At 69.6% G+C, this 13697-nt stretch carries 8 protein-coding genes; 5 read left to right on the top strand and 3 right to left on the bottom strand.

All coding sequences use genetic code 11. The features are described 5' to 3' along the window. Positions 1-18: 18 nt before the first annotated feature. The 3 genes from VT50_RS12590 to VT50_RS12580 form a co-directional block, all read right to left on the bottom strand. Entirely contained in the window at positions 19-189 is a 171-nt protein-coding gene (locus tag VT50_RS12590; protein WP_240529152.1) for a hypothetical protein, read from the bottom strand. Positions 190-546: 357 nt separating this feature from the next. After that, positions 547-1884, bottom strand: a complete 1338-nt coding sequence (locus VT50_RS12585; RefSeq protein WP_046086171.1) for a 7-cyano-7-deazaguanine synthase — start codon at positions 1882-1884, stop codon at positions 547-549. Next, positions 1881-2492 (bottom strand): hypothetical protein, encoded by a 612-nt coding sequence (locus VT50_RS12580; protein WP_046086170.1) that lies wholly within the window; start codon positions 2490-2492, stop codon positions 1881-1883. Before VT50_RS12580 ends, VT50_RS12585 begins: the two co-directional genes overlap by 4 nt. Before the next feature lie 704 nt (positions 2493-3196). Here VT50_RS12580 and VT50_RS12575 point away from each other — a divergent pair. From VT50_RS12575 to VT50_RS12550, 5 genes are all read left to right on the top strand, one after another. Then, positions 3197-3949 (top strand): hypothetical protein, encoded by a 753-nt coding sequence (locus VT50_RS12575; protein ID WP_143645211.1) that lies wholly within the window; start codon positions 3197-3199, stop codon positions 3947-3949. Between the two features lie 613 nt (positions 3950-4562). Next, positions 4563-6191, top strand: coding sequence for a TIGR02677 family protein (locus tag VT50_RS12565; protein ID WP_046086168.1), 1629 nt, complete (start codon positions 4563-4565; stop codon positions 6189-6191). Further along, on the top strand, positions 6188-7513 hold the full coding sequence (locus VT50_RS12560) for a TIGR02678 family protein (RefSeq protein ID WP_046086167.1): 1326 nt from the start codon (positions 6188-6190) through the stop codon (positions 7511-7513). The genes VT50_RS12565 and VT50_RS12560 overlap by 4 nt, the downstream gene beginning before the upstream one ends. Further along, positions 7510-11766 (top strand): TIGR02680 family protein, encoded by a 4257-nt coding sequence (locus VT50_RS12555; protein WP_046086166.1) that lies wholly within the window; start codon positions 7510-7512, stop codon positions 11764-11766. Before VT50_RS12560 ends, VT50_RS12555 begins: the two co-directional genes overlap by 4 nt. Further along, the gene (locus VT50_RS12550) at positions 11763-13037 is read left to right on the top strand and encodes a TIGR02679 family protein (RefSeq protein ID WP_046086165.1); all 1275 of its coding nucleotides are present in this window, start codon (positions 11763-11765) and stop codon (positions 13035-13037) included. Before VT50_RS12555 ends, VT50_RS12550 begins: the two co-directional genes overlap by 4 nt. The last annotated feature ends 660 nt before the right edge of the window (positions 13038-13697 follow it).

The following is a 13697-nucleotide window of genomic DNA, read 5'->3' as shown; positions in this document are numbered from 1 at the left end:
CAAGGGCACCCACGTCACTCACGAGCCCACCACACCCAGGGCGCCCATAACCACGAAAAGCAGCGTCAGGGAGCCGGCGAAGGCCAATGCCCCGGTCTTGAAGGCCGCCGTGGGACGCCCTCCCTCGACGATGGTCACGACGCTGCCGACCAGAGCGGCGACAAGCGCCGCGAGGACCGCGATGATCACGTACATCATCCTCAATTGCACGGGTTTCCTTCCTGAGGTCGGGGGATCTCCCAGTGGACGAGTGAGCCGGTGATCCCTGGCTTCAGGAAGGACAGTAGAAGATGTAGGCCACACGCCACTGGGTGCACGCCGTTTGGGATTTCTTTGGACTTGCGTCGAGAGTTCAAGCACTTTCGTCGAGTGCACGTCGTTTGGGATTCAGCCACGAGTCGGTGAGGCGGTGTGTCCAGGCCTTCGACTCACGATCCGAATGGGTAGGCGAAAGGGCCTTGACCCAGATCAGTCGGCGCTCTGCGCAGGTACTGCGTCCAGGACACCTCGACGATGCCGCCCCATGACCACCAAGGCGGCCTGGTGCTAGCCGGATCTCACCTGCGCCGCGCCAGCTGCCTCCGTCGCATCCGCGATCTGAAGCAGCCGGGCCAGCTCTTCCCGCCCGCGCCTGATCAAATCGAACGCCACCGCTGGGTCCGTGTCCGGCGGCAGCGGGGTATCGGTGAAGACATCCGTAAGGGTGTACGGGCCGAGCAGCCACCGCTGCAATGCGCGCCAGTCGACGCCCCGGTCAAGCGGTAGGCCGCCCGCCCACGGCAATGCCTCGTACCGGGTGCCGTCGCTGCCGTTGGCGTGGAGTAGCCCGGAGCGGCGCACGAGACACGGGAAGCAAACGCCGCAGTTGGCGATAGGAGGGCCGCCGCTTCGGCGGGTTGGAGGCTTGCCGCAGCTCAGGGTGGACTCCAGGTCGGACAGGGTGAGCCCCGCGTCACGTCCGGCCTTGCACACCTCGCCTTTCGTGAGCTGTGCCAAGGGGTTGACCACCTGCACTGTTCTCTCCGTGTCACTCACGGCAGTCAACAAGGCGTTCAGACTGCCCAGCGTCCGCGGGTGCACGGAACGCGTGGAACAAGCGGCCGAACGCGCTGGTGTCAGAGGCGGATTGAGGGCGAGCTGGCCGTTCTCGGGGATGTGGACGGTGCCCACCCCGTGCGCGGTGGCAGCGCGGATCGCGCCCGCCGCGTACAGCAGACCACGTGTGCGGGAGGACGTCTCCAGCCGTGCCCCCGAGCCGTCGCCCGCCGGGGTCTGGCTCATCGGCAACAGCAGCACCGGCCGTGCTCTGACCAGCCGTTCGACGGCCTTGTACACCCGCTGCTGGAGACGCAGCAGGCCGATCTCGCGGAACATCACGAGCAGCAGCGGGCCGGAGTCGTCGGCGCCCGAACGGGTGGCGGCCCAGCTGAGGGAATCCAGTCCGCCGGAGAACAATGCGACTTCCGAGGCACGCGGCTCGTCCGGAGAGACGAGCGCGTCCTCGACGTAGTGACCGGTGAGGGGCCGGAAGTCCACATTCCATAGGTCCCCGGTGAGGACTTGGAGGAGCGCGGTGAGGTGGGTACGGACAGCTGCGCTTTCCCACCGCTCGTGTTCCGTGACGGGTACGGCGAGGCTGATGCGGCGGGTCCACCGGTCCCCTTCTCCGGTCCGGCGTACGTACTTGTCCGCGATGAACGCGGCCCTGGCGACGCGGAACAGATCCTCGGCCCAGTCGGAGACCGGACCGGGCAGGTGGTGTCGGCCGGTGATGCGGCGCTCCTTTTCTTGGAAGGCTTCCTTGCCGATCTCCGTCCAGCGGTCATCGCGAGGCCGATCCCCGCGGTGACCGCGCCACCACAGGAAATGGTCGGAACCGGTCATGCCGCCGCTCCCTCTTCTCCGGTGGTCTCCTCAGTGATCAGGCCGAGTATCTTGCCGACCGCCTGCGGTACCAGCGACTCGGCAATCTTGGGCAGCGCGGTCGAGGGATCCTGCGCAGCGCCCACCACCGATTGCGCAGTGTCCACGGCTTGTGCGAGGTCCGTCGCTTCGGCGGACTCCTCGCAGGGGTTCGGCGCCAGGTCCACCACCTTCTCCGCGACCCAGTCGGCGATCCTGCCTTCCGGATCGGTCGCGATGAGCACCGGCACTGCCAGGTTGACGTGCTCGGCAACAGCGGACCGGAGGAACTCCCCCACCATGTCGGCGAAGAACACCTGGTAGAGATCGCACAGGATGTCCCAGGCAAAGCCGCCGCCCGCGCCACCCCCGTTCATGGCGTCGTCCATCTCGGGATGCATGGCCCGGACATCGCGGACCGCCGCGGCCATCCCCCTGCGCACCGCGGCGTCGGCGAGTGTGCCGCCGTCCCCACCGACCTCCGAGACGAGACGTGCGACGAGCGCGTCCTCCGACTCCGCGCCCTCGGCGGCCAGCGACCCCAGGGCCCCGGCGAGCCGTTCACCGGCCGCACAGGCCGTGTCGTACAACCCGAAAGCCGATCGATCGGCACGGAGCGTCTCATGCAGGGCGCTCAGGTGGTCCCCAGCGATCTCCTCCAGCCGCAGATCCGCGTTTCGTGAGTCCTCCCGCCAGCGCGCCAGCCGCCTCCCGGCAGAGCTCCACCGATCGCCGCTCGGTCCCTTCCATCGCGTGGATGTCCCCACATCGCCCCCAACGATGGTGTCCCAATCTGCGCTTCCTCCATGGCATCAGACCGGGCGATCCCCAGGTAGGGCGGAACTCGGCCAGGGCCCCGCGAACCAGCCAGGTGCTGAAACAACCAGGGGTATCACTTCCCGTGACGCCTACGCCTAGATGCGTGACCAGTCGTAGCGCTGAGTCACAGACGCCCTGCAAGTCCCGGTTCGGGGCAGGTCACGGGCTGGCAAGATTGGCCCTTGCGCCGCGTGTCCTGTTGTCCATGCGCTCTGCGGAGCATCGGGCCGACTCGGCGAGGCTCAGCGGAGGGGCAGTCTTGCCGACGACCCGATAGGGACTCACTGACAGCGTCTCAAAACAGCAACATCTGACCGCCTGCACCAGAGGACATCAGTCGCCTGAAGGCCGATTGCCATCCAACTCCGGTCAAAAGTCATCATCCGGCACACGGGCCGCCGACACTCGGGGCGGCCACGCCAGCATGGATTCCGCGGTCGTACACGAGAACCCGGTGCAGCGGAGGGTGAAGCCCATGGCAAAGCTCACGGAGGAGCAGAAGCGCCAACGAGCGGCCAAGCGTGCTCTGCGCTCAGCCCTCGATGCCGAAGCGGATGACCGGCGGCGTCGTGAGCAGGATGAGCGGTGGAAGCGAGAAGGTACGCGTCTCAGCTGGGCGGACTTCGTGGCCGGTGAGCCCTGTCGGGGCTGCGGAGAGCCCATGCAAGACGGGCTGGGGGACTGGTATCCCCTCATGAAGTTGTCCGAGTCGGAGAAGCGTGAGTACGAGGAAGCCGACCGGAGGTTCCGCGAGCGGCACGCCGACTGCCGGGGTGGTCGGTGGGGCATCAGCGGTTCTCGGGTGACGCATTGCAGCTTCTGTTGCCCACCACCGCCGATGGGCCCGAAGCAGCTGGAGAAGCTCGCCAGGCTGTTCGCTTCCTGGCCCTCACGGGAGGAGCGCAAGAAGGACCTCGATACTTGGGACCTCACTCTCCGTTGCGACCATGTGGTGCCCCACATTCAGCATCGCGAGCACAGCCACGTTTCCGCCCGCGTCGTCGACTGCCCGGAATGCGGAGAGCGTCGCGGGGTAGTGAGCAGTGAGCGGGTAGGGCCCGCGTACCGCGACGACGAGACTATCCGTGAGCGGGCGGCAGCTGATCGAGAGCGGCTCGCCCGGGAACTGGCGGCCGCCGAAGCGAAGCTGACCCGTCAGCGGAAGAACGCGGCGGCAATCCAACGGCGCATCGCCGAGCTCCAGGAAGAGCTTGGCAGTGAGCCCTGATGAGACGAAGCGCAGTCAGCTACACCGGGTCGTGTCCCGGCCTCGCTTGCCATGGGTTGGCGGCCGGGAGCCCTCGTGTACCGAGGTGTCAGGGCCTGGCGGCCGAATCACGCCCCGGCCAGTGCTTCGGCGGGGCGGCGTCCGGGCCCGTGATCTGAAGACGCTTCTCCCGCGTCGGGTCGATCGATGTCAGGGAGACGAGGCGTTGGCCGTCGGCTGCTTCGAGTTCGGACAGGGCGTGGGGAAGAGCCGCGCAGACGGTGGCAATCCCCGTGCCCAGGCCCACCAGGCAGCCGTGCTGATGCGCACGATCTCAGCCATGGGGCGGGGCTCGTTCTCGTCGAGCAGCAGCTTCAAGCAACGCCCTGCCGGGGCTCGCTGCTGCCATAGCTGTCGACATACTCGCAGCGCGGTCGGGCTCGGCCAGATAGATGCTGTCCGGGCCCGCGACGAGTTTGTCGAGGAGAGGTGCTCCCACTCGCCAAGGTCTTCCCGGCGGGTGTTCAACGCGCTCGCAGGAGTCACTACGGGAATCGCTACGGGCCGGCACACGTCCGTGGCAATTTCGGCCACCCACCGGCGGCGCCCGTATGCGCCGCGTAACCTCACGGGCATGGGAGCATCAGCATCCGGTGCAGGTCAGGACGCCGACGAGGAGGCGTGGCGGCGACTGAATGCGTATACCTACCTCAGCGCGCCCGAGCGGCTGGAGCATGTCGCGATCATGCGGGTCTTCTGCGGAACGCTGCTGGCGGATCTGGCCGTCCCGGACATCATGGCGAAGCTACGCCAGAGCGGTGGTTCCGCCGCGGGGCTCGACGCCGACACTCTCACAGTCCGGCTGGAACAGCTGGTGACCTGGGGAAACCTGCTGCGCAGCAGCCACACCGTGAAGGCGTCCAGCATCAGCGAGTACCAGCGTTCCCGCTCGCGCTACCAGCTGTCGAAACTAGGCGAACGCATCCAGCGGGACGCCGACGGGGTCCTGGCCAAGGCCGACGCCGCCCGCGAGGTGAGCAGCGAACTGCTGGCCATGGTCGAGCGCGGCCTGCGGGAGCTGGCCGACCTCGTGACCGCGCCGGGCGGCATCGAGCCGCAGGACGGGCTGGAGCGGATCAGCACGCTGTTCGTGCAGTTCAGCGAGTTCGCGGACTCCATACGCGACTTCTACGCCTACCTCGGCCAGGTGCTGTCCCGCTACGACCTGGACAGCGCCGAGTACCAGGGCTTCAAGGAACTGCTCCTGGACTACGTCGAGGCGATCACCGAGGACGTGGCGTTCCGCGCGCCCCGGATCTCGGCGGCGCTGGACACCCTGTGGCCGCACATCCCGGCTCTGCTGGACCGGCTGGACGCCCACGCCCAGGGGCTCACCGGGCTGTCGGCGCAGGGCGAAGGCCGCCTGGAGGTCCGGGTGCAGCGCAGCCGGGGACGCGAGCTCGCGGACTGGGAGGGCCTGCGCGGCTGGTTCAGAGACACCGACGGTCAGGGCAGCCAGGTCGAGCAGTTGCGGGACGCCACCCTGCGAGCGTTGCAGTCGCTGCTCGCCAACGCCAAGCGGATGCTGCGGTCGGCCACCGGGGAGATGTCCCGGCGCAAGGATCTGCTGCGGCTGGCCCGCTGGTTCGACGAAGCGGCACCGCAGGACGCACACGACATCGCCGTCGCCGCCTTCGGACTGTACGGCGCCCGCCATCTGGGCATACCCCCGGCCACCGACCAGGTGGTACCCGCCTACACGAGCTGGTGGACCGGTCCGGTGGTCGAGGTGCCGGTGGCCCTGCGGGAGAGGGGCAGCCGCGCGCAGCGGGGCCGGGCCTCCGCGGTGGAGGACCACTCCGCGCAGAAGGAGCGGCTGCGGGAGGCCGCCCGGCAGCGGGCGACGGCCAGGGCAGCGGCAGCGGACGAACTGCGCAGCGCATCGGGTCGGTTCGCCGACGTACGACTCACCTCGGCTGCGCTCGGGCTGCTCCTGGAGCTGCTGGCGACGGCACTGGGAAACGCTCAGCTCAGGAGGCGCGCCGGCGCGGACGGGGAGGGGACAGCGGGGTTCGACCTGGACTCGGCGAGCAGCGAGGACGCTGAACTGGGTATCCGGCTCACCGTGCGCCGGACGGAGGGCACCCGGACGGTGCTGGACTCGGCAGACGGCGACCTGCTGCTGGACGACTTGGAGTTGAAAATCGGTCGTACCTCGGCGGCGGCCGATGGTGAAGCGGAGGCGGAGGTGAGCGTGTCATGACCCTTCCCTCCACTCACGACGTAGCCCTGGCAGCCGAGCGTCGAACCGCCGCCCGGCTGCTGCTCGCCCATCCCCTAGTCGCGGCCGACGGCCCGCATGCCGACCTCTTCCCTCTGATCCGCAGGCACGCCGACTGGCTGGGCAAACGGTTCCAGCAGGTGCTCGGCTACCGCCTGCTGGTCGACAGCTCCTTCGCCCGGCTGTTCAAGGCGGGGCTGGGGGCGGGATCGGGACACCGGCTGGAGCGCTCCACCGGCACGCCCTTCACCCCGCACACGTACGCCTGCCTCGCGCTGGCCCTCTCCGTGCTGGTGACCGCCCCCGAGCAGATGCTGCTGTCGCACCTGGTCACCGACATCAGGGCGGCTGCCGCCGACGCGGGGATCGAGCTGGAGGAGACGGGCCGGGCGGCCGGGAAGCGAACCCTGGTAGCGGCTCTGCGCCAGCTCGTCGAGTGGGGCGTCCTCATCGAGACCGAGGGCCAGGTGACCGCGATCGCGCAGGAGGCGGGCGGGGAGGCCCTGATCACGGTGGACCGGGAGCTGGCGCGCGTGGTCGTCGCCGGCCCGCTCGCACCGGCCCGGGACGGCGCCGACCTGGTCCGACGGGCAGCGGACCCGGGGTTCAGCGGGCCGCGTACCTATGTGCGCCGAATGCTTGTCGAGACACCTGTCGTCCACCTCGACGAGCTGACCGACGCCGAGCGCGACTGGCTGCGCACCCGGCAGCGCCGGGAAGGTCAGGCTTTCTCCGAACTCCTGGGCCTGGAGATGGAGATCCGCGCCGAAGGCGTAGCGCTGGTGGACCCCGAGGAGGAGCTGACGGATCTGCACCTGCCGGGCACCGGGACAGTCGCACAGGCCGCGCTACTGCTGGTGGAACGGCTCGTGGAGCGGCTTCGGCCCCAGGAACCGGGGCATCCGGCGACCGGCGGAACGCTCGTCATCGGGGTGGCTGTCCAGGACGGCCTGGTGGACGAGGTGCTCGCCGGGCTCATCGCCGAGTACGGGCAGCGCAGCAACTGGCAGCGCGGCTACCTGGAGGACCTCCCCGCCCTGCGGGAGGCCGTGCTGGACATGCTGGTCCGTATGCGGCTGATGGCCCACGCCGGACGGCTGCGCGCCGAGGGCGAAGGGCTGCCGGAGGGGTACGTCGAAGATGTGTCGGAAGGACGCACGGTGACCGATGTCCATGGCGCACGGCCCAGCGGCGACGGCTGGGTGCTGCTGGCCGCAGCGGCGCGCTACGCCACCCTCGTGACCGTGCGCCCCGCTGCGACAGCGTGCCAAGGAACCGACGTGCAAGAGGAGTTGCCGCTATGACCACCGACGCGCGTGGCCTCGTTCCGCTGCCGCGTTCCGGCCCTGCGACAACCGCCGCCCCCGCGACGACCACCGGCACCCGTTTCCGGCTGCACCGGGCGGGCATCCAGAACGTCTGGCAGTACGACACTCAGGACTTCTCCTTCGGCGACGGACGGCTGCTTCTGCGCGGCAAGAACGGCGCGGGCAAGTCCAAGGCCCTGGAGATGCTGCTCCCGTATCTTCTGGACGGCGACTCCCGGGCACTGGACGCGACCGGCACCGGCCGCACCACTCTCGCCTGGCTGATGCTGGACGGGTTCGAGCAGACCAACCGTCTCGGGTACCTGTGGGTGGAGTTCCGGGGCACGACCGACGACGGCAGCCACCGTTTTCTGACACTCGGTGTCGCCATCCGTGCCTCGAAGTCGACGCAGAAGGCGCTGCCGACGTTCTTCGTCACCTCCCTGCGGGTCGGTGAGGACCTGCACCTGGTCGAGGGCGGAAAGCCGCTGCCGGTCGACCGGCTCAAGGAGATTGTCGGCTCCGACAACACGACCGAGCGGGCGGTCAGGCACCGCTCCCGAGTGGCCCGGGACCTGTTCGGCATCACCGACGCGACGCGCTACCGCAACCTCACCCAGCTCCTCCACCGGCTGCGGCGCCCCACGGTCGGGGACCGCATCGAGCACGGGGGCTTGGCCTCCCTGCTCAGCGAGACCCTGCCGGGGCTCGACGAGGACGTGGTCGAGCAGGTGGCACGCAACCTCCACGACCTCGACGCCGTACGAGACGAACTCGGCCGCCTGGAACGCACCGACACAGCACTGCGCACGTTCCTCACCAGTTACCGCGGCTACCTGGCCGGCGTCCTGCGCGCCTCCGCGCAGCGAGTGAGCCACGAGCTGGGCGTCCTCGCACAGCGGCGCCGGGCGGCCGGAGACGCCGCACAGCGGACGAGCGACCTGCGGACGCAGGAGCACGAGTCAAAGGGCCGGTTGGAGACCCTGCGCGACGAGGAACAGGCCGCCCGGACCGACCTGGCCGCCCTGCACGCTAGTCACGCCTACCGCAGCCTGCGCGAACTGTCGGAGCGCCGCGGCACGGTGGAGGCGCTGCACACCGCCGCCGTGGCCGCGTTCACCACCCTGCGCAACGCCCACGACACGGAGGAGAGCACGGCGGAACGGCTGGCCGAAGGGGTCGACCACCTCGGGAGTCGGCTGGCCGAACTTGGCACAGAACACAGGGAGTTGCTGACGCACGCGGAGAAGGCTGGGCTTCCCACCGGCCATCTCGGCGAGACGGTGGCCCTGTCACGCACGGTCCTCGCCCCGGCCACCGAGACGGAGCTGACGACTCCGGATGGGGAGACGCGCACCGTACGGCACCGGTCGGCGGCCCGGGCGGACACGGCCACCACACAGGAAGGACTGCGGTCCTGGCAGAACCAGCTGGAGGATGCCGAGACGGTCGCGAGAAACCGGGCCCGGATGGTCCAGGAAGTGACCCGCCTCATCTCACGGGCCGACGCGGCCCGCGCCGGAGCGGCTCAGGCCGATGCCGAGCGGGAACGGCTGGAGGGCGAGGCGGAAGAGGCCGCCGGCCGTCTCGACGTCAGCCGCCAGAAGGTCGCCGAGGAGAGCGGCACCTATGCCCGCCGCGTCGCTGAGTGGGCGGCGCACACGCGGGCCGCGTTGGGGCCCGACTGCCCGCCGCTGGACGCCGTCCATTCCACGGTCGGCCACGAGACCTCCGCCGACGCGCCGTTCGCGGACCGCACGCTGCCACCCGACATCGACAGCCAGGCGTGGCGAACCGCTCAGGCCGCACTCGAACCGTACGGCGAGGAACTCACCGGACGCCGGGACGCACTGGCGCTCAGCGTCGGCCGACTCGATGAGGAACTTGGCCGCCTGACGGAGCAGAAGCGGGACTGGGAGCAACGTACCGACCCTGAGCCGTCGGCCCCGCACCATCGCGTCGCCGAGAGGACGCCGGGCAGCGGAGCCCCCTTCTACCGCCTCGTGGACTTCGCGGACGACCTGGCACCGGCCGACCGGGCCAGTCTCGAAGGGGCGCTGGAAGCGAGCGGAATCCTGGACGCGTGGGTAAGCGCGGACGGTGTCCTTCTCGACCCCCGCACCCGGGACACCCTCCTCCAGCCCGGTCCCGTGCTGTCGGATGGACCGACTCTCGCTTCGGCCCTGCGCCCAGCCCCTGAACCGGAGTGCGGCGTGACGTCCGCGCGCGTGGAGCGTCTGCTGGCCTCGATCGCGCTCACACCGGCAGCGCACAACTCCGCACACAACGCGGTCTACCACGACGGCAGTTGGCGTCTGGGTGTGCTCAGCGGCCGTCATGACAAGGGCGACACCGAGTACGTGGGCGCCGCCGTACGCGCCGGGACCCGACGGCGCATCCTCGCTGAGCTGGAGGAACGGATCACGCAGACGGAACAGCGGCTGGCCGACGTCCGCGAGGAACTCGCCGTAACCGATGCGATGCGTCGGGCTCTCACACTCGCGGAACGGGACTTCCCCCGGGCACAAAATCTCGCGAACGCATGGAGCAGGACCGAATCAGCCGAGAGGACCCTACGTGACCTGACCACAATGGCGACCCGGGCGGCACGGCAGGCCGAGGAAGCCCGTGCTCTCGCGGTATCGGCGCGTGCCGAGGCGGACGCCACCGCGACCGCTCACGACCTGCCCAGCGACCCCGATGCCTTGGACCGCATTCGCACCGCACTGGCTGCCTTGTTCAGCGGTGTCGGGCATCTACGCAGGGCGGTCGGCGGCACGGGCGAGCGGCTCGGCGCGAATCAGACGGACGCCGAACGGTACGAACGTGCCCGAGAGGATCGCCTGGCCGCGGAGGAGAGCTACCGGGTCCACCTCACCGGACTGCGCACCGCTGAGCAGGACCTGCGGACCCGCGAGGAGGCCATCCGGTCGTCCGAGGAGGAAATTCTTACCCGTGAGCAGGAAACCAAGCTGCGCATCGCGAACGCCGTCCGCGCCCTGCCTGGGGCGCAACGAGCCCTCGATGACCTCCACGACCTGCGCGTGCGCGCGGAAGAGGACGAGAAGCGTCTGCGCGGGACGCTGGCGGACCAGGAGACGGCGGTCATCGACACCGGCAGCGCTCTTCGCGGTGCTCTCGGCCGACCGGAGGTGGTGCTCGGCGCCGGCCTTGACCGGTCCTCGCTGCCCGAGTACGTGTCGGACGATCCCAGCGTGGACGTCCGCAGCCGTCTGCGCGCGCTGCGGGCCCTCGCCGGGGCCGTGGAGCAGGCACTCGGCCGCCCGAAGGGCGAGGTATCGGACAGCACCCTGCTCAACCGGCACACCGATCTGCGCGACCAACTGGCCGGCGGGTTCGACGCGCAGCTGGAAGAACGCGACGGGATCAAGGTCTGCCGACTGGTCGACGACCACGGGTCCCATGACGTCGCGGCCGTCGGCGAGCGGATCGCGGTCCAGGCCGCGGAAGCCCGGGGACGGCTCACCGAACGCGAGCGTGAGGTGTTCCAGCGGTTCCTTACCGGCGAACTCGGCGACCACCTCTCGGCACAGGTCATCACTGCGGCGAACCTGGTCGCGGCTCTCAACGACACCCTGCGGACCGTGCGCACCTCCCACGGTCTCGGTGTCGAGCTGCTGTGGAAGCTGGACGCGGACGTGGACGCGGACGTCCGGGCAGCCGTGGACCTGCTGCGCAGTCCGTCGAGCCTCCGGACGCGCGAGGAGACCGAGCAGCTGCGCGAAGTACTGCAACGCCGGATCGAGGACGCCCGACGCGCCGACCCATCAGCCGGTTACGCCGCCCATCTGCGGACCGCCCTGGACTACCGCGACTGGTTCCGTTTCCACACCTTCGTGGTTGAGGACGCGGCCCCTGGCCGCCGTAGGAAGCTGACCGGCCGGACCGGGCTCAGCCAGGGCGAACAGCGTGTCCTCTCCTACCTCGTGCTCTTCGCCGCGGCCGCCGCCCACTTCACGAGCCTCGCCGAGTCGGCACCGCACGCGCCACGCCTGATCCTCCTGGACGACGCCTTCGCCAAGGTCGACGAGCCGACCCATGGCCGACTGGGCCGTATCCTCGTCGACCTCGATCTCGACTTCGTCCTCACCAGCGAACGGCTCATGGGCAACTGGCCCGAGGTGCCGTCCCTGCACATCTACGAGTGCCTCCGCGACCCCCATGTGCGCGGGGTGGCCACCCTGCACTACACCTGGAACGGTCGGCACCGGCGTCTGGTGTCCGTATGAACGGACTGCCCCCCGCGACCCGCGACTGGCTGACCGGACCGGGACTCACCCGGCTCTGGGAGGGCATACGCAAACGCCTGGAGAGCAACGGTGTACAGGCCACCGGTTCGCTCCGGCTGGCCGCGCTGAACATCCAGGAACGCAACGACCTGTCCCTCCTCCTGGGCAAACCCCTCACCGGTGGCGCCGTGACCGTACGGCTCGACGTGCTAGACGCACGGCTGCGCGCCTCGGCCGCCGGACTCGGCCTCAGGGACACCCTGGAGGAACTCGGCCCGCCCCTCACCGACCGCCGTGCCGTCCGCGCGGACGCGACGGCACGGCGGGAGCAGGTGTGGTCGTCCCTCGCGTCGTCTCTGGACGCCTCCCCGCTCGCCGGCCAGGAATGGCCCAGGCGGTGGTACGACCTGTTGCGCCGGGCCGGGGTTCCGAGGGGAGTGACGCACGATGCGGCGATCTGGACACTCCAGCAGGCGGTCCAAGTCCTCGCCGTTCTCCTCGGTCCTGAACGTAGCGGCAACGCCCTCGGCCGAGGAGAACTCGCCGCCATGACGACCGGCTCGGCGCACGGCCTGGACGACGGCACTTGGCTCGCACGCCTCGTCCAACGCGGTGTCTCCCTCGCCCATGGCACCGAGTTCCCCGACGACGCGGCCGGCCGACGCACTCTGTGGCGGCTGGTGTCCGTAACGCCGGACGAGGTCTCCAGCACAGTGCTGACCTACGGGCTGCGCCCCGCTGGCGAGGGCTGGCGGGAGTGTGCCCTGCGGGAGCGGGCCAAGCATCACGCCGAAACGCACCTGACGCCGCGCGACCTGCACTCCCTGCGGCTACGTCTCCCCGCCGCAACGCTCATCCACATCTGTGAGAATCCGCGCGTGGTGGAAGCCGCGGCAGACGCGGCCTGCGTCCGGCCCCTCGTGTGCACGTCCGGCAGCGCCGCAACGGTGGTCGTCACGCTTCTCGACGCCCTCGCCGCCACAGGTTGTCGCTTCGCCTACCACGGTGACTTCGACTGGCCAGGAATCGTTCTGGCCAACCGGGTCATCCGCCTCTACGACGCCGTGCCGTGGCGCATGGGCACCGCGGATTACGAGCACCTGGCCGCTCGCAGCCAGGCTGAGGGCATCCCTCAATTGGCGCTCGACGGCCAGCCGGTCAGCGCGGACTGGGACCCGGATCTCGCCCCTGCCATGACGGCCCTCGGCGTCGCACTCCACGAGGAGGCCACTCTCGACCTTCTGGTGGACGACCTGTCACGTCACACGTAGGGGCGTCGGCACCATGCTGGGCACTGGGAGCCATCTGGGAGCCGACCCGCTCCCCAAGCCCCTTCGACACCCGCCGAAACCACCCCACACCAACGCCCTGACCAGGCAAAGCAGCAAACCATCCGGTGTCGATCCCGCCCGAACCTCGTTCGAGACGAAGAGTCGTGAGTTCACATCCCGCCCCAGCTGAAGGAACAAGTCAGATCGGGGAAATACGTCCGATGCGCCGCCACCGGGTCAGCAGTGAACAGCCGTAGTTGTTGGTGCCTGCGACGCGGTCAAGCTCAGCAGCGTTCGGGATGCGACCGGAGGCCTGCTCTCGTTGGAGGTGGGCCCACATGATCTGTTCCGCCGGGGGCCTGTTCGGCGGACTGGAGCCCGCCTTGTCCGCGACGAGAGTGACCGCTGGGTCGGGCTCTCGTTCGGTCTCGGTGTCCTGGCCGTCTCGGACTTCGCACTTCGGAGAGTCGCCCCACGGCTGCCACGCGGATGGTCGCTACCGGTAGCGGCGGCCCTGTCGATGGCAGATCGCCGGTCCTGGTGCCACACCTGGCCGTTAGGAGGTCCCACCGAACCACGTAAGTGGCAGAGTTCCCTGGTTCTTTTACCGCTCGGCGGCTCCTCCGAGGCGCGGCAGGGAGCCTCGAAAGGCGGCCCCGT

Origin of the sequence: Streptomyces antioxidans (assembly GCF_000968685.2) — a bacterium.
GTDB classification, from domain to species: domain Bacteria; phylum Actinomycetota; class Actinomycetes; order Streptomycetales; family Streptomycetaceae; genus Streptomyces; species Streptomyces antioxidans.
Note: the sequence above shows the minus strand (reverse complement) of the source record. Positions and strands in the feature narration are given on the sequence as shown.